Below are 16,392 nucleotides of genomic sequence, written 5' to 3'. Positions count from 1 at the left end.
ACCTGTCCTGGAACGTCGCCCGCACCTGTTTACACCCTGGTGGATGACGCCGGGTCGGACCAATGTCCGCGATGGCGCATGCCGGAGCGGCTGCGTTGTGGGAACCCCACAAAAAGCGACCCGCACCACACCGCCCGGACGGCCTTTCGCGCGAGGTTGGCGACAAACCACACTACGTGCGCGCGAACGGCGGGTGACGCGGCGGAGATCAGGAGGCGAGCAGGACGTCGGAGTCGAGGACCTGGCCGAGCTCGCGGCGTTCGGCCTCCGAGAGCGGCACGGCGGCGACGTCGCACCGGCCGTCCGGCCCGGGCGCGGTGGTCACGGCCAGCACCGGACGCCCGTCGATCTCACGCAGCGTCACCCGGCCCCCGCAGGACAGGTCGACGGTGATGCCGGGGCGGTCGCGATGCCTGCCCAGCCAGCGGCTGACGAAATCGAAGGTCATCGCGGTCTCCCCTCGGTACGGCGCACTCCCACGGAGCACAGGTGTCGCCCACTGATGCCCCGGATACCGGGGCCTTACACCCGATCGGCGGAAATTTCGCCGGGGTGAGCGGGGGTGCGCCCCTCGATGGAGTGGCGGCCAGGCCGATCGGCGGCGGGTCATCGCCGACGCCGGAGGTCCCGCCCGGTGCCGAACGGAGCAGGATCGCGGAAGTTCCGCGCGGCGCGACCGGTCTTGCCGCCATGATGGCGGGATGGAGCTGGGGCAGATGGTGTCGGCCGCGCGGGAGGTCTTCTCGGCCCGGTTGGTCTACGGGGATCCGGTGGAACGCGGCGGCACCGTCGTGATCCCGGCCGCGACCGTGTTCGGCGGCGGCGGGGGCGGTGACGCCGAGGTGCTGCCCGTCCGCCAAGGCGCCGGGTTCGGGGTCTTCGCCCGGCCCGCCGGGGCTTTCGTCGTCCGGGACGGTGGGGTCACCTGGGTACCCGCCGTCGACGTCACGCGGCTCGGGCTCGTCGCCGCCGTGGCCGTCGTCGCGCTCGCGAGGATCCTGGCGAAGCGCAGCTGACGCTGCCGAAAGTTCACCGCCGGTTCTCGTCCGCGTTCGCGTTGCCCACCTAGCGTCGGATCGGGAGGTACGCATGAACACTGGGGACTTCAGCCGGCGGACGCTGCTGGCCGGTGGGGTGGCGGCCGCCGCCGCGGGCGTGCTGCCCGGTGTGGCGTTCGCCGGCCAGCCGGGCGGGACCAGCCGGACCCGGACCGTCACCGGCACGCTGCAACCGGACGTGCCGGACTGGTACTACCTGCCCGTCGACGTCCCGCGCGGCGTCCGGCAGATCGACGTCGGCTACTCCTACGACCGGCCGGCCGTGCCCGCCGGCACCCGCGGGAACGCCTGCGACATCGGCATCTTCGGCCCCGAAGGCCACGAACTCGGCGCTGCCCGCGGCTTCCGCGGCTGGTCCGGCGGCTTCCGCGACCGGTTCTCGATCAGCGCCTCCGAGGCCACGCCCGGCTACCTCGCCGGGCCGATCGAACCCGGCCGGTGGCACGTCATCCTGGGCCCGTACACCGTCGCGCCGCAGGGCTTGGCCTACCGCGTCGACATCACCCTGACCTTCGGCCCCGACGGGCCGCTCTTCGAACCGAACCCGGCTCCGGAGTCCGCACCGGCCCGCGACCGCGGCCGCGCCTGGTACCGCGGCGACAGCCACCTGCACACCGTCCACTCCGACGGCCGCCGGACCCCCGGCCAGCTCGTCGCCGACGCCCGGGCCGCCGGCCTCGACTTCATCGTCTCCACCGACCACAACACCTCCAGCTCCCAGCTGGTCTGGGGCGACTACGCGCGCGACGACCTGCTGATCCTCAACGGCGAAGAGGTGACGACCCGGTCCGGGCACTGGCCCGCGATCGGCCTGCCCGCCGGCACCTGGATCGACTGGCGCTACCGCGCGGCCGACCCGCGGGACTTCCGGCGCTTCACCGAGCAGGTGCACCGCGCCGGCGGCCTGGTGACCGCGGCGCACCCGTTCGCCAACTGCTTCGGCTGCACCTACGAATTCGCCTACGAGCTCGCCGACCTGGTCGAGATCTGGAACGGCCCGTGGACGCAGGACGACGAGGCGAGCGTCATCCACTGGGACGGCCTGCTGCGCGGCGGCCGTTTCATCCCGGCGATCGGCGACTCCGACGCGCACAACCCGGACCAGCGCGTGGCCCTGCCGCACACCGTCGTGCTGGCCGACCGGCTCCGCCGGCCGGAGCTGCTGGCCGGGCTCAAGGCGGGGCGCTCGTGGCTGGCGGAGTCGGCGTCGGTCCAGCTGGACTTCACGGTCTCCGGCGGCGGCGCCACCGCGGGCATCGGCGAGCGGCTCGCCGCGGGCACCGGGACACCGGTGACGGTCAAGGCGGTGGTCGCCGGCGTGCCGGGCACGACGGTGACGTTCCTCGACCAGCTCGGCCCGGAACACACCGAGCCGATCGGCGACTCCGGCGCGGCCACGGTCACCTGGACGACCTACCCCCGCTACAGCCGCTGGGTGCGCGTCGAGGTCCGGCGCCCGTCCGGTGGCCCGAACACGACGGTGCCGAACGCCATGGTCGCGATGTCCAACCCGATCTTCCTCGGCCCGGCCCACTGAACCCGGCCCACTGAACCCCGCCCGGTGCACCGCGTCCTCCTATTGGGCAGACTGGTGCGAACGGGTGACGGGGAGGCAGGGTGCGCGGTTGTGGCCTGAAGCTGGCCATGGTCCTGGGGGCGGTCGTCGTGCTGGTCGCGGGGATCGTCGTGGTGGTGGCGCTGACGCGCGGCTCGGTGAAGACGCCGGGGTGCACGGTGACGCCGCCGGGTGAGAACGCGTCCGCCTACACGTTCACCCCGGAGCAGATGAACAACGCCGCGACGATCTCTGCCGTCGGCACCAAGCTGGGGCTGCCCGCCCACGCGGCGACGGTCGCGCTCGCGACGGCGTTGCAGGAGTCGAAGCTGCGCAACCTCGAGGGCGGTGACCGCGACTCGGTCGGGCTGTTCCAGCAGCGGCCCAGCCAGGGCTGGGGCACGATCGCCCAGCTGCGCGACCCGGTCTACGCGGCGACGGAGTTCTACGAGAAGCTCGAGAAGCTACCGAACTGGGACACGCTGCCGATCACCGAGGCGGCGCAGGCGGTCCAGCGCTCCGGCGTCCCGGACGCGTACGCGCAGTGGGAGCCGCAGTCCCGCGCCATGGCGGCGGCGTTCAACGGCCAGTTCCCGGCCGCGCTGACCTGCCGCAACCTGACCCTGGCGGCCCCCGCCGACCTCGCCGCGACGGCCACGGCGGAGCTGGGCACGTCCCGCGTGAGCGGCCCCCACCCGGCGGCGCAGGGCTGGACGTACGCAACCTGGCTGGTCGCCCGCGCGGCGGCCCTCGGCGTGGACAAGGTGAGCTTCGCCGGCCGGACGTGGACGGCGGAGTCGGGTGCGTGGGCCGACGATTCCGCCGCCGGCCAGGACCTTTCGCTGCACCAGACCGCCGCGGCCCAGCCCAGCGAATAGCCCCGCCACCCGCGGGGGTCAGCGGGTGGCGACGGCCCAGCGGACCGCCGGGCCCATCGCCCAGCCCGCGGCCACGAACACCGCGCCCAGCAGGAGCCAGCCCGGGAAGCCCCAGCCGACGACCACCGTGCTCAGCAGCACCGGGCCGACCGCGCGGGCCACCGACGTGCCGCTGCCGAAGAAGCCCTGGTACTCGCCCTGCTTGTCCGCCGGGGCCAGTGCGAAGCCGATCTCCCACGAGCCCGCCGACTGCAGCAGCTCGCCGAGCACCTGCACCAGCGCCCCGGCCACGAGCACCGCGAACGCCACCGCCGGTGCCGTCCCCAGCGCCGACAGCGCGAACGCCACGCAGGACGTCAGGAGCAGCACGCCCGAGCGGCGCACCATCCGCGCCGCCGAGCCGAGCGACGTCAGCCTTCCCGCGACGCGGACCTGCAGGACCACCACGACGACCGTGTTCAGCACGAACAACGCCGACACCGTCCAACCCGGCGCCGCGGTGCGCTCGACGATCCACAGCGGGATCGCGACGCTCAGCAGCGGCATGCGCAGCAGCAGGATCGCGTTCAACAGCGTCACCAGCGCGTACGGCCGGTCGCGCAGCACAGCGGACTTCGGGGCGCCCGGGCGCGGTGTCGCTGCCGGTGGCACCGCCGGGAGCGCGTGCAGCAGCGCCGCCGTCACCACGAAAGCCGCCGCGTCGAGGACGAAGACCGTCAGGTACGCCGAGGCCGTGCCGGCCGAAAGCGCCAGGCCGCCCAGCCCGGCCCCGATCGCGAGCCCGGCGTTGCCCGCGGACTGCAGGTGCGCGCGCAGGCGCGTCCGCCGCTCCGGCTCGGCGAGCGCGGCCAGCAGCGCCTGGCGGACGGCCGCCAGCCCGGTCTGGCAGCTGCCGTAGAGACACGCGGCCAGCGTGAACGCGATCGGCGAGCGCACCAGCAGGAACGCGAGGACCGACGTGCCCGTCGCCAGGGCCAGCAGCACCGCCGTGCCGCGGGCGCCGTGGCGGTCGGCGAGGTGCCCGAGCGGCACCCCGGCGACCGAACCCACCGCCCAGCCGAGCGTGAGCCCGAGCCCCACCTGCGCCGGGGTGAGCCCGGCGATCCGCGTGAAGAACAGCACCGAGCAGGTCAGGAACGCGCCGTCGCCGAGCGAGCCGGCCAGCTGGGCCGCCGCGAGCAGACGACCGGGCCGCCGGGTCCTCGGTTGGTCGAGCAGCACTGTCATGGGTAGCACGTTAAAGGCGACTTTGGCCCGATCCCAGATCCAATTTCGACATTCATAACTGGGCCAATGTACCGTCGCCGGATGGATTTCCACGTCAGCCTGGCCGGTCGCGGCGACCTCAGCGTCCGGATCTACCGGCAGCTGCGGGACGCCGTGCTGGACGGCAGGCTGCGCGCGGGGGAGCGGCTGCCGCCGACGCGCGAGCTGGCCCGGCGCCTGTCCGTCTCGCGCAACACCGTCGCCGTCGCCTACGACCGCCTCACCGCCGATGGCTTCCTCACCGGCCGCGTCGGCGCGGGCACGTTCGTCTCCGCGGAACTCCCGGCACCGAAGCCGCGCGAAGCCCCTTCGGCCCGGGGCCCGCAGCCGACGGCGGTCTGGCGATCGCTGCCGTCCCCGGCCGTCGAGGGCGCGGAACCCGTGTTCGACTTCCGCGTCGGCATCCCCGACGTCACGCTGTTCCCGCTGGACACGTGGCGGCGCCTGCTCGCCAGGGAGCTCCGCGACGCCGCCGAGTTCGCGCACTACGCCGAGCCCGGCGGCCACCCCGGCCTGCGCGCCGCGATCGCCCGGCACGTCGGCGTCTCGCGTTCGGTGCGGGCCGGCGCCGACGACGTGCTCGTCACCCAGGGCGCCCAGCAGGCCCTGGACCTGCTGTGCCGGGTGCTGCTCGAACCCGGCGACCGCGTCGCCGTCGAGGAGCCGGGCTACCGGATGGCCCGGCTGCTGTTCGCCTCCCACGGCGCCGAAGTCGTCGGAGTGCCCGTGGACGGCGAAGGTCTCGACGTCGCCGCGCTGCCCGACCGCGCGAAACTGGTGTACGTCACGCCGTCGCACCAGTTCCCGCTCGGCACGCCGATGTCCCTCGCCCGCCGCACGGCGCTGCTGGCCTGGGCCGACCGCGCCGGCGCGGTCGTCGTCGAGGACGACTACGACAGCGAATTCCGGTTCTCCGACCGTCCCCTCGAACCGCTGCAGAGCCTGGACCGCGACGGCCGGGTCGCCTACGTCGGATCGTTCTCGAAGACGCTGCTTCCCATGCTGCGCCTGGGTTTCCTGATCGCCCCGGCGTCACTGCGCGGCGCGCTGCACCACGCGCGGCAGCTGGCGGGCTGGCACGGCGACCTGCCCGCGCAGGCGGCACTGGCGGGGTTCGTCGACGAAGGCCTGTTCGCCCGCCACCTCCGCCGCGCGACGAAGGTGTACGCGGACCGCCACGAGCGCATCACGACGACGCTGGCCAGGGTGTTCGCGGGCCGCCTGACCCCGGTGCCGTCGGCGGCCGGCCTGCACCTGTGCGCCCTGGCCGGCGACGGCACGGACCTGGCGCCGATCGTCGCCCGCGCGGCGGCGGCCGGGGCGGCGGTCCAGACGCTGTCCGATCTCTGCGGTGGGTTCCCGCGCCAGGGCGTGGTCCTCGGCTACGGCTCGATTCCGGTGGGCAGCATCGACGCCGGGCTGGCGGTGCTGGACGAGGCTTGGGGCTCGACGTAGTGGTCCGTCCGCCGCCGCCAGGCGATCAGGAGCCCGCCCGCGCCGGTCAGCACCGCCGTGCTCAGCACCAGCAGCCAGCCGTGGCGGAAGTCCGCGAGGTCCGGTGTGCCCGCGAAGACCGCCACCAGGACCGCCGTGCCCAGCACGGTGCCGATCTGCCGGGCCGTGTTCACCATCGACGAGCCCGCGCCCCAGCGCGCCGGCGGCAGGACCGTGCCCACCACGCCCGACAGGCTCGGCAGGATCAGCCCGACGCCGAGGCCGGTCAGCAGCTGGCCGGGCAGCATCGAAGCCGCGTAGTCGGGCGTCGATCCCAGGCGCAGCAGCCAGATCGCCGCTCCCGCCCCGAACGCGACGCCGCCGAGGGCGACCACCGGGCCGGGGCCGGTGCGGTGCACGAACCGGCCGCCGAGGATCGACACCGGGACCACCACCAGCGGCCCCGGCGCCAGCGACAGCCCGGCCACCAGGATCGAGTCGTGCCAGACCGACGTCAGGAACAGCACGTTGCCGAACAGCATCGCGGCGAACCCGGCGGCGAACACCCCGGTCGTCAGGCAGGCCAGCCACAACGTCGGGACGCGCAGCGCCGGCAGGTCCAGCACCGGCACCGGGTGGCGCGCCGAGCGCAGCGGGACCCAGGCCAGCGCGACGGCGGCCACCGCGAACGCCAGCAGGACCGGCCGCGCGCCCCAGCCGCGGTCGGGTGCTTCGACCAGCGCGTACGCCAGCGCGCCGACGCCCACCAGCAACCCGGCGGCGCCGAGGACGTCCGGGACGCCGGTCGAGGTGTCCCGCGACTCGCGCAGCACCCGTGGCCCGGCGAGCAGCGTCACCGCGCAGATCGGCAGGTTCACCAGGAACACCCAGCGCCAGGACGCCTCGACGAGCAGGCCGCCGACCGGCGGGCCGAGGGCCGCGGCCGCCGCGCCCACCGACGCCCAGACCCCGACCGCCGCCGGCCGCCGGTGCGGCGGGAACGCCGTCAGCAGCAGCGCGAGTGACGTCGGCATGACGAGCGCGGCGCCGACCGCCTGCACCGCGCGGAAGGCGACCAGCACCGGAATCGACGGCGCGGCCGCGCAGGCGGCGGACGCGGCCGTGAACAGGGCCACCCCGGCGAGGAACAGCCGCCGCCGTCCGTAGCGGTCGGCCAGCCGCCCGGCGGGGGCGAGGCAGGCGGCGAACAGCACCGTGTAGCCGTTGAGCACCCACGACAGCGTCGCGAGGTCGTCGCCGGGGAACGCGGCCCGGATGCCGGGGAAGGCGATCGTCACGATGAACGTGTCGAGGCTGGCGAGGAAGGCGGCCGTCGAGACGACCAGCAGCACGAGGCCGGGCTTCGGCGCGCTGTCGGACATGATCCTCCTAGGTTCGAAAAAGCAACCTAGCTGGAAGACCATAGTTTTATCAAGAGACTGACTCCGCGCGGGCCTTCAGCGCCGCCAGGGTGTGCTCGATCGAAGAGACGTTGTAGCCGGGCCGGTCGGCGCGGCCGGTGACGCGCGGCCCCATGAACTTGCGCACCACCCAGCTGCCGATCCGGTACCAGTTCTCGGTGACCAGGCAGCCGCCCGCGGCCGGCGCCAGCACGTACTCCCACCGCGACACCCGCGAGCCGAGTGGCGTGCGCACGTCGAAGGCGAACCGGCGGCCCGGCTCGAACGCGACCACCCGCACCCGCGTCCACCACTGCAGCTCGCCGTTGCGGTTGCGGCCACGGAACCGCGCGCCGAGGGCCGGGCCGGCACCGTCCAGCCAGCGGCCGCCGGCGTTCTCCGGGCTCAGCTCGCCCATCCGCGGCAGGTCGGTGACCCACGACCACACCGCGTCGGGGCCGGCCGGGACGGTGACACTGCGCGATATCGTCGGTTCCACGTCCCGACGGTGACAGCGGCCGCGGCCGCCGGGCAAGGCGACCGGGCGGACTCCGCAGCCGAGAAGAGCCGGTCTGCGGGAAGCGAAGCCGTCCAGCCGGGTTGTGAGCCCGCGGTTGTGGGTATTACGCGCGCGGTGGAGCCTCACGAACACGGAGGGTGCGGTGGTCGGCGTGATCCAGATCGAAGTGGTGGGCATGGCCGTTCCGGTCCCCGGAGAGGCGCCCCTGATGCTGCTGCGCGAGCCGGAGGGCGCGCGGCGCTGGCTGGCGATCATGATCGGCTACGGCGAAGCCGAGGCGCTGGTGCGGGCGCGCGAACAGATCGAGCAGCCGCGGCCGGGCACGATCGAGCTGCTCGGCGACGTGCTCGCGGCGTTCGGCCAGGGCCTGGCCGCGGTCGAGCTGACCGAGGTCCGGGACGGGATCTTCTACGCCGACCTCGTCCTCGCCTCGGGCACCCGGGTCTCGGCCCGGCCGAGCGACGCGGTCGCGCTCGGCCTGCGCCAGGGCGCACCCATCAGAGTCGCCGAAGAGGTGCTGGACGTCGCCTCCGTGCAGCTCGAGGTCGAGCAGGAGACCGAAGGGCCGGCGGCCGACGTCCTTGACGCCGAGGCCGAGGTCGCCCGGTTCCGCGCCGAGCTCGACGGCCTGCGGCCCGAGGACTTCGACGACCTGTAGAGAATTTTCTCCCGCCGCCGATGATTTCGGGTGGCGGTGCCGGTACACCCACCGACGCCGCCGGCGGAATCCATCGACAACGGGAGCAGGATGCAGGACTTCGCGACGCGCACCGAACCGCACCGGCGCGAGCTGCTGGCGCACTGCTACCGCATGCTCGGATCGGTCCACGAGGCCGAGGACCTGGTGCAGGACACGCTGGTCCGCGCCTGGAAGGCCTGGCCGGGGTACGACCCGGCCCGCGCGTCGGTGCGCACGTGGCTCTACCGGATCGCCACCAACGCCTGCCTCACCGCACTGGAAGGGCGCGCCCGGCGGCCGCTGCCGTCCGGGCTCGGCGGGCCGAGCGAGGACCCGAACGCCCCGCTGACGCCGTCGTTCGAGATCCCCTGGCTGCAGCCGTTCCCGGACGCCCGTCTCGACGACCCGGGCCGCCGCCTGGCCCGCCGCGGCACGCTGCGGCTGGCGTTGCTGGCGGCGATGCAGACCCTGCCGCCGAAGCAGCGCGCGGTGCTGATCCTGCGGGACGTCCTGGACTTCAGCGCGGCCGAAGTGGCCGGGTTCCTGGACACGACCCCGGCGGCGGTCAACAGCGCCCTGCAGCGTGCCCGCGCCGGCCTCGGCGGGCTGTCGGCGGACGAGGTGCTCGAGCCGGCCGACACCGCGGTGGAAGCGGTGCTGGACCGCTACGTGCGGGCGTTCGAACGCGCCGACGTCGCCGGGCTGGTCGCCCTGCTCACCGACGACGTCATGATGGAGATGCCGCCGGTGCCGCTGTGGTTCCGCGGCCCCGGCGACTACGGCCGGTTCATGACGCGGCTGTTCGCGATGCGCGGCCCGGAGTGGCGGATGACCCGGACCGCCGCCAACGGGATGCCCGCGCTGGTGGCCTACTGCCGCGACGACGCCGGGGTGTTCCGGTTGCACACCCTGCAGGTGTTCACCGTGCGCGGCGGGCGGGTCGCGCACAACGTCGTGTTCGCCGACCCGGGCGTCCTCGCGCTGTTCGACCTGCCCGCGACTCAGCCGGCGGCGCGGGCCTCCGACGGGCGGCCGTAGGCGCCGCCGTCGTTGCTGCGCTGCAGCAGGCCCTCGTCGATCAGGTAGCGCCGCAGCGTCGCGTGGTCGTCGTGGACCATCGAGAGCTTCTCGCGGACGTCCTGCTCGGTGTAGAGCCGGCCGGGTTCGAAGCGGTCGGCGAGGTGGGTGAGCAGCAGGTGCCGCGCCTTGCCCGAGTGCGGGATCGAGACCAGCCTGCCGTGCCGGAAGAGCCCGTCCAGCGGGTCGGCGGGCCCTTTGACGAGGGCTTCGCGGAACACGCCCGGCACCGCCCGGTAGCGGCCCCCGGTCTCGGCGACGAGCCCGGCGTCGATCAGGCGCTTCACGTGCTTGGCCGTGGCCGCTGCGGCCTCGAGCCCGTCGGGGGCGGTGCAGATGCGGGCGAAGAGCTGGAGCCGGTCGGGGTCCGCGAGGGCGGAGACCAGCGCTTCCGGGACGGCCATGGTCTGCGACCGTACCCGCGCCCCGCCCCGGCGGTGAATCGGGTTCGCGCGGGCCGGTAGGTTGCCACCGTGCCCCGTCCGACCGCGCCGGCGACCGTGCCCGCGGCCGTGTTGCGCACGTCGATCGTCGAGCGGCTGTTCGCCCGCGCGGACGACGACCGGCCGCTGTTCACCCACCAGGACCATGCCCGCGGCGCCGAGCACACGTGGACGTGGGCGGAGTTCGCCGCCCGGGTCCGCGTGGTCGCGGGCGAGCTGCGCGCCGTGGCCGAGCCGGGGGAGCGCGTCGCGATCCTCGCGGGCCAGGAACTGGCCTACCCGCTGGCGTTCTTCGGCGCGCTGGCCGCCGGGCTGGTGGCCGTCCCGCTGATGGCGCCGTCGAGCGCCGCGCAGGCCGGCCGGCTCGACGGCGTCCTGGCCGACTCGGGCGCGCGGATCTGGCTGACGTCGGCGGCCGCCGCGGCGAAACTGCCCGCGCACGAGCCGGTCGTGGTGGTCGACGAACTGACCGGGCCCGGCGCCGATCCGGTGCCCGTGACGCCGGACACCCCGGCCTACCTGCAGTACACCTCCGGCTCGACGCGCGAGCCGGCCGGCGCGGTGATCCCGCACCGCGCGATCGTCGCCGCGTGCTGGCAGGGCAGTCTCGCCTACGCCGTCGACGAGGGCACCACCTGCGCCGGGTGGATCCCGTTCTTCCACGACATGGGCCTCATCCAGCTGCTGTGCCTGCCGGTCCACGCCGGCGGCCGGTCGGTGTTCATGGCCCCGGCCGAGTTCGTGCACCGGCCGGTGCGGTGGCTGCGGCAGCTGGCGGCCTACCCCGCGGTGTTCACCGCGGCGCCGAACTTCGCCTACGACCTCGCGGCCGACGCCGACACCGGCGAGGACTTCGACCTGTCGGACGTGCGGGTCGCGCTCAACGGCAGCGAACCGGTCCGGCCGGGCACGATCGAGCGCTTCCACGAGGTCTTCGGGCCCCGCGGCTTCCGGCGGTCGGCGCACCGGCCGTCGTACGGGCTCGCCGAAGCCACCGTCTACGTCGCGAGCGCGGGCGAGGACGGGCCGCGCAGCGCGGTGTTCGACCGCGAGCTCCTCGCGCAGGGCCGGGCCGTCGAGACCGACGGCGGGCAGGAGCTCGTGTCGGTCGGCCGTCCCGTCGGGCAGCTCGTCCGGATCGTCGAAGACGGCCGGGAGCAGCCCGAGGGCCTGGTCGGCGAAATCTGGGTGCACGGCCCCAACGTCGCGGACGGCTACTGGGGCCGCGGCGACGCCACCGCGTTCGGTGCGCACCTCGACGGCCTCGACGGCTGGCTGCGCACCGGCGACCTCGGCGTCGTGCACCGCGGTGACCTGTACGTCACCGGACGGCTCAAGGACCTCATCGTCATCGACGGCCGCAACTTCCACCCGCAGGACATCGAGGCGGCGGCCGCGGAAGCCCACCCCGCGGTCCGCCGCGACCGCGTCGCCGCGTTCGGCGTGTCCGACACCGGCGGCGAGGGCGCGGTGGTGGTGGCCGAGCGGGTGCGCGGGGCCGACGCCGACGACCGGGAGGTGACCCGCGCGGTGCTGCGGGCGGTGTCGCGCGAACACGGGCTCACCCTGCGGGCGGTACGTCTGGTCCCTTCCGGTGGCCTCCCGCGCACATCGAGCGGCAAGGTCGCCCGGTCGGCCGCCAAAGCACGTTATGGTGACTCCCGTGGGTGATCACCGCGCCGAGGTCACGAAGGTCGTCTGCGACACCTTCCGGCTCGACCCGGCTCTCGTCGAGCCCGACGCACCCCTGGAGGAGCTGGGCATCGACTCGAAAGGCCGCATCAAGCTGCTGGCGGCGCTGGAGATCTACTACGGCGTGACGATCGACCTGGACCGGCTCGACCGGTTCACCGACGTGGGGTCCGTGGCCGACGTGCTGGCGGAAGCCATGGGGACTCGCGGATCTTCAGGAGAGGCGCGGAAATGAGCGGCGGGGGCTACACCGCGACGACCGAGGCGTTGTCGGCGGCGGCCAAGACCATCGGCGACCTGGCGGAGCACCTGCTGGACGACAACCCGGACCTGCAGGCACCGCAGGTGACGGCGGAGAAGTTCGGCCGGGCGCACGGCACGCACGCCACCAAGTACATCGCGGGCGCGCAGGCGTTGTGGGCCGCGGTCTCCGGCTACAGCAGCACCCTCGGCTCGTTCGGCACGAACCTCGGCACGGCGGGCTCGAGCTACGCCACCAACGAGGGCAACCAGGCCGGCGCGATCACGAACGCCGGAGGCTCGCTCTGATGGCGGACAAGAAGAAGTGGTCCGACGTCAAGGCGATCCTGGACGACCCGAGCGTCCCGCCGGCGCAGAAGAGCGCGCTGATCAGCAGCTGGCTGCGCGAGAACCCGCCACCGCCGCCGTTCCTGGCCGACCAGGAACCGGACGAGATCAAGCAGAAGCGGCAGGAAGCCGAGAAGTACGCCAACGCCTACAACGCGAACCCGCTGTTCGCCGGCCAGTCGGTCGACGAGGCCTACGACAAGGCCAAGGCGAGCGGCGACCAGAACAGCTACAACGAGGACCAGGAGAAGAAGGCCGTCGACGACGGCAAGAAAAAGCTCGACGACACCCAGCCGCCCGCGGCCGACAGCAGTGCCGGGACCAAGACCTCCGACGAGATCTTCGACGCCGCCGCGCCCGCGCTGAAGGTGTTCGAGACGTTCGGTTCGCTGCTGGCGAAGATCCCGGACGACTGCCGCGGCAACACGCGCGCGCTCGACCTCGACAAGGACATCCGCACCCCGTTCGACGAGCAGCGCGGCATCAGCTTCGCGGACTTCGTCGCCGACGCCGGGCACTTCAAGCGCGGCGCGGAAACGGTCGACCGGACGCTGCAGGACACCGGCTCCCAGCTGGGGACCCTGTACCAGAGCTGGAGCGGCGCGGGTGCCGATGCGGCGTCGGACACCTACAACGACAAGATCCAGCCCAAGGCGGCCAAGCTCGCCCAGACGCTCGGCAACGCGAGCGAGGCGACGCTGAACACCGCGACGACGGTGTTCCAGCTGTGCAAGGGCAAGGCCGACGCCGTCATCGGCATGTACACCGACCTGGTCGGCAAGGCCGACTACACGATGGCGCAGAAGGTCGTCGCGGTCGCCAACGGCGAACACGGCAACGAGCAGGACCTGGCCCAGATCGCGGGCTGGATGGACCTCAACTTCGGCACGAACCTGGTCAAGACGCTCAACGACCAGGGCTGCTGCGACGGCGACGAGATCAAGAAGCACGGCCAGGACCTGGCCAAGCAGTGGATCCAGAACCAGTTCAACCCCGACATGTGGGACCGGCTGTACCAGGGGTTCGCGAAGACCTGCAAGGACACGAAGGACCTGGTCGACCAGGCGTACGACGCGCTCGACAAGGTCATGGGCGGGATCCGGAACGAGTTCGAGGGCGCTTCGACGCCCGGGGGGTCCGGTTCCGGCGGTTCCGGTGGTTCCGGTACGGCCGGTGGGTCCGGTGGCGGTCCCGGGGGTTCGGGCACGGCGGGTGGCTCGGGCGGCGGTTCGGGTGGGTCCGGCTCGGGTGGTTCGGGCGGCGGCTCCGGGTCGGGCGGCGGCTCGGGTTCGGGCGGCTCCGGCTCGGGCGGTTCGGGCTCGGGGTCGGGTGGTTCTGGTTCGGGTGGCTCCGGGTCCGGCGGTTCGGGGTCCGGCGGGGGTGGCGGCTCGGTGCCGCCGATTCCCGAGACGACTGCGGGGGCCGGCGTGCCGGGCGGTGGCTCCGGCGGTGGCTCGGGGTCCGGGGGTGGCTCGGGAACCGACCTGCCGAGCGACGCCGGCTCCGGAGGCGGCTCGGGCTCTGGCACGGGCGGCGGCGGTGGCTCGGTGCCGCCCATCCCGGACACGAGCGGTGGTTCCGGTGGTGGCTCCGCGGGCGGCGGCTCCGGCTCGTCGGGCGGCCAGGACGATCAGGCGGCCGCTGCCGAGGCCGCCAAGCAGCAGGCGGCCCAACAGGCCGAGGCGGCGAAGCAGAAGGCCGCGGACGCCCTCAAGCAGTTCAGCGGCCCGGGTATCCAGACGGATTCGGGCGCCGGAGCGGGCCTCGGTTCGGGCGGCGGCTCGGGCTCGGGTTCCGGTGGCGGCTCGGGTTCCGGGGGCGGCTCGGGCCCGGAGGGGACGTCACCGTCTTCGATGCCGCCGCCGTCCGACAGCGGGCAGGACGCGGCCGCCGCGGCCGCCGAAGCGGCCAAGAAGAAGGCTGCGGACGCGCTGAAGGAGTTCAGCGGCCCGGGTATCCAGACGGATTCCGGTGGCGGCGCGGGCGGTCTGGGCGGCGGCTCCGGCTCGGGCGGCGACCCGGGCTCGGGCACCGGTGACGACGGCAAGGCGGCGGCCGAGCAGGCCGCGGAGGAAGCGAAGAAGAAGGCTTCGGATGCGCTTAAGGAGTTCGGCGGCCCGGGTATCCAGACGGATTCCGGGGCCGGCGCGGGCGGCCTCGGCGGCGACGCCGACCACGACGGCAAGCCCGACGGCCTGCTCGGCGACCACGGCCACGGCGACGACGACCCGGACGTCCTCAAGGTCAAGCAGGGCGACAAGACCTTCGAGATGACCGAGCCGGACCACGACGGCAAGATGGACATCAAGGTCGGCGAGGGAGCGGGCGAACCGAAGGACTTCAAGCTCGACTGGTCCGGCGGCGACAAGCCCGTCGATGCTCCACAAGGGACGGACGACACGTACCGCCCCGGCCCGGACGGCAAGATCCACATCGAGGACGGCGACCTCCGGATCACCGCCGAGCGGCCGGACGGCCCGGACGGCCCGACGGTGGTGACCGTCGACGACGGCAAGGGCACCCCGACGACCTACACCCTCGGCGAGGACGACAAGCCCGCCGGCGCGCTCGGCGACACCCCCGCCAAACCGGTCGACGACCTGCCGACCCACCGCGGCACGCTCGGCGACCTCCAGCACGACGGCACCGCAGCTTCCCACGGCGGCTCGGGCCACGATGGTGCGACGGGCTCCCACGGCGGCTCGGGTCACGACGGTGCGGCCGGTTCGCACCACGGCGGCTCGGGTCACGACGCTGCGGCGGGTTCACACGGCGGCGGCTCCGGCCACGACGGTGCGGCGGGCGCACACCACGGCGGCTCGGGTCACGACGGTCCGGCGGGTTCACACGGCGGCGGCTCTGGCCACGACGCTGCGGCGGCTTCGCACGGTGGCTCCGGCCACGACGCCGCGGCCGAAACGCATGGCGGCAGTGGTGGATCGCACGCCGGCGGCAACGGCTCCCATCCCGGCGGCAGCGGCTCGCACCCCGGCGGCACCGACGGCAGCGGCGGTTCCCACCACGGCGGCGGCCCCGGCGGCGGCGCCCACTCCATCCCCTCGGCGGCCGGCTTCGGCGGCGGCTCGCACGGCGGCTTCTCCTCGGGAGACCCGGCCGCGCTGGGGGAAACACCCGTGTCCGGCGGTGCCCACACCGGCGCCGGTCCCGCGCAGCCGCAGCCCGCGGCCGCGTTCGCCGCTGCGCCCGGCGCGGCCGGTTCCGCCGGCTCGTCGGCGTCCGGGATGCCCGGCATGGGGGCGATGGGCGGCGCCCACGGCGGCGGCGGTGGCGGCGACACCGAGCGCCGCTCCTCGGCCTACCGGATCGAAGGCGCCGTCTTCGACAACCTCGGTGAGCCCGGCCGCCGGATCATCGGCTCCCTCGACGACGAAGACCCGCCGTCCACCCGGACCTGGTAGGAGGACGCATGACCGACATCGCCGGGATGAAGGCCGAGCTCGACGGTCTCGTCCGCGAACAGGCCGATCGCCGTGCCCTGCGGGAACAGCAGGGCGAGGAGATCAAGGCCCGGTCCCACGAGTACATGACCAAGCAGGTCCAGGCGGCCGAGCGGTATGTCCAGCACGTCCGCGAAATGGCCCAGCGCAAGACGAAGTCCGGCTGGAGCACCGACCGGTCGCAATCCGAACCGGCGTCGGCCTTCGCCGCGGAGGAGTACACCGCCGGCTTCGAGCCGGCGCCGCGGCCCGTGCGGGACGAACCGCGGCCCGCCCGGCGGCCGCGTGCGGCGGTTGAGGAGGACGAGGACTTCAACAACCCCTGGTGAACCACAGGTCGACGG

The 16,392-nt window shown here is 74.0% G+C and carries 16 protein-coding genes; 11 read left to right on the top strand and 5 right to left on the bottom strand.

The genetic code is table 11. From position 1 onward, the window contains the following. Nucleotides 1-208 precede the first annotated feature (208 nt). Nucleotides 209-448 (bottom strand): hypothetical protein, encoded by a 240-nt coding sequence (locus ACLJPY_RS18495; protein ID WP_410564874.1) that lies wholly within the window; start codon nt 446-448, stop codon nt 209-211. A gap of 253 nt (nt 449-701) precedes the next feature. On the opposite strand from ACLJPY_RS18495, the gene ACLJPY_RS18490 reads away from it, so the two are divergent. The 3 genes from ACLJPY_RS18490 to ACLJPY_RS18480 all read left to right on the top strand — a co-directional run bounded on the left by ACLJPY_RS18490 (nt 702) and on the right by ACLJPY_RS18480 (nt 3,491). Further along, nucleotides 702-1,016: a hypothetical protein gene (locus ACLJPY_RS18490; protein ID WP_410590006.1), complete on the top strand. Its 315-nt coding sequence runs from the start codon at nt 702-704 to the stop codon at nt 1,014-1,016. A gap of 73 nt (nt 1,017-1,089) precedes the next feature. Further along, nucleotides 1,090-2,595 carry a CehA/McbA family metallohydrolase gene (locus tag ACLJPY_RS18485; RefSeq protein WP_410590005.1) on the top strand — a complete coding sequence of 502 codons (1,506 nt, stop codon included), beginning with the start codon at nt 1,090-1,092 and terminating at the stop codon, nt 2,593-2,595. A gap of 107 nt (nt 2,596-2,702) precedes the next feature. Continuing rightward, nucleotides 2,703-3,491 (top strand): hypothetical protein, encoded by a 789-nt coding sequence (locus ACLJPY_RS18480; RefSeq protein WP_410590579.1) that lies wholly within the window; start codon nt 2,703-2,705, stop codon nt 3,489-3,491. A gap of 18 nt (nt 3,492-3,509) precedes the next feature. Here the strand turns inward: ACLJPY_RS18480 and ACLJPY_RS18475 are convergent, their stop codons facing one another. Beyond that, entirely contained in the window at nt 3,510-4,718 is a 1,209-nt protein-coding gene (locus tag ACLJPY_RS18475) for an MFS transporter (RefSeq protein ID WP_410590003.1), read from the bottom strand. An 81-nt stretch (nt 4,719-4,799) separates the two neighbouring features. Here ACLJPY_RS18475 and ACLJPY_RS18470 point away from each other — a divergent pair, with 81 nt between their 5' ends. Then, complete coding sequence (locus ACLJPY_RS18470) at nt 4,800-6,212, top strand: PLP-dependent aminotransferase family protein (protein ID WP_410590002.1); 1,413 nt, start codon at nt 4,800-4,802, stop codon at nt 6,210-6,212. Here the strand turns inward: ACLJPY_RS18470 and ACLJPY_RS18465 are convergent. Together ACLJPY_RS18465 and ACLJPY_RS18460 are read right to left on the bottom strand one after the other, a co-directional pair. Beyond that, nucleotides 6,140-7,573, bottom strand: a complete 1,434-nt coding sequence (locus tag ACLJPY_RS18465) for an MFS transporter (protein WP_410590001.1) — start codon at nt 7,571-7,573, stop codon at nt 6,140-6,142. The two genes, ACLJPY_RS18470 and ACLJPY_RS18465, sit on opposite strands and share 73 nt — an antisense overlap. Nucleotides 7,574-7,622: 49 nt before the next feature. Continuing rightward, nucleotides 7,623-8,090 (bottom strand): SRPBCC family protein, encoded by a 468-nt coding sequence (locus tag ACLJPY_RS18460; RefSeq protein WP_410589999.1) that lies wholly within the window; start codon nt 8,088-8,090, stop codon nt 7,623-7,625. 163 nt (nt 8,091-8,253) lie between these two features. Here ACLJPY_RS18460 and ACLJPY_RS18455 point away from each other — a divergent pair, with 163 nt between their 5' ends. Together ACLJPY_RS18455 and ACLJPY_RS18450 are read left to right on the top strand one after the other, a co-directional pair. After that, nucleotides 8,254-8,769 carry a bifunctional nuclease family protein gene (locus ACLJPY_RS18455; RefSeq protein WP_410589997.1) on the top strand — a complete coding sequence of 172 codons (516 nt, stop codon included), beginning with the start codon at nt 8,254-8,256 and terminating at the stop codon, nt 8,767-8,769. A 90-nt stretch (nt 8,770-8,859) separates the two neighbouring features. Then, on the top strand, nt 8,860-9,828 hold the full coding sequence (locus ACLJPY_RS18450) for a sigma-70 family RNA polymerase sigma factor (protein WP_410589995.1): 969 nt from the start codon (nt 8,860-8,862) through the stop codon (nt 9,826-9,828). Here the strand turns inward: ACLJPY_RS18450 and ACLJPY_RS18445 are convergent. After that, nucleotides 9,792-10,271, bottom strand: coding sequence for a DUF2087 domain-containing protein (locus ACLJPY_RS18445; RefSeq protein WP_410589994.1), 480 nt, complete (start codon nt 10,269-10,271; stop codon nt 9,792-9,794). The genes ACLJPY_RS18450 and ACLJPY_RS18445 overlap by 37 nt on opposite strands. A gap of 69 nt (nt 10,272-10,340) precedes the next feature. Here ACLJPY_RS18445 and ACLJPY_RS18440 point away from each other — a divergent pair, with 69 nt between their 5' ends. From ACLJPY_RS18440 to ACLJPY_RS18420, 5 genes are read left to right on the top strand one after another with little or no spacing between them, the layout of a single operon-like run. After that, a complete protein-coding gene (locus ACLJPY_RS18440) occupies nt 10,341-11,981 on the top strand; it encodes a fatty acyl-AMP ligase (RefSeq protein WP_410589992.1) in 1,641 nt (546 codons plus the stop codon). Beyond that, entirely contained in the window at nt 11,962-12,237 is a 276-nt protein-coding gene (locus ACLJPY_RS18435) for an acyl carrier protein (protein ID WP_410589990.1), read from the top strand. The genes ACLJPY_RS18440 and ACLJPY_RS18435 overlap by 20 nt, the downstream gene beginning before the upstream one ends. Next, nucleotides 12,234-12,551 (top strand): hypothetical protein, encoded by a 318-nt coding sequence (locus ACLJPY_RS18430; RefSeq protein ID WP_410589989.1) that lies wholly within the window; start codon nt 12,234-12,236, stop codon nt 12,549-12,551. The genes ACLJPY_RS18435 and ACLJPY_RS18430 overlap by 4 nt, the downstream gene beginning before the upstream one ends. Beyond that, a complete protein-coding gene (locus tag ACLJPY_RS18425; RefSeq protein ID WP_410589987.1) occupies nt 12,551-16,009 on the top strand; it encodes a WXG100 family type VII secretion target in 3,459 nt (1,152 codons plus the stop codon). The genes ACLJPY_RS18430 and ACLJPY_RS18425 overlap by 1 nt, the downstream gene beginning before the upstream one ends. Nucleotides 16,010-16,017: 8 nt before the next feature. Continuing rightward, the gene (locus ACLJPY_RS18420; protein WP_410589986.1) at nt 16,018-16,377 is read left to right on the top strand and encodes a hypothetical protein; all 360 of its coding nucleotides are present in this window, start codon (nt 16,018-16,020) and stop codon (nt 16,375-16,377) included. The last annotated feature ends 15 nt before the right edge of the window (nt 16,378-16,392 follow it).

The organism is Amycolatopsis sp. lyj-23 (genome assembly GCF_046549135.1).
In the GTDB taxonomy this organism is placed as follows: domain Bacteria; phylum Actinomycetota; class Actinomycetes; order Mycobacteriales; family Pseudonocardiaceae; genus Amycolatopsis.
The sequence above is the reverse complement of the archived record's forward strand: the minus strand, read 5'-3'. Positions and strand labels throughout refer to the sequence as shown.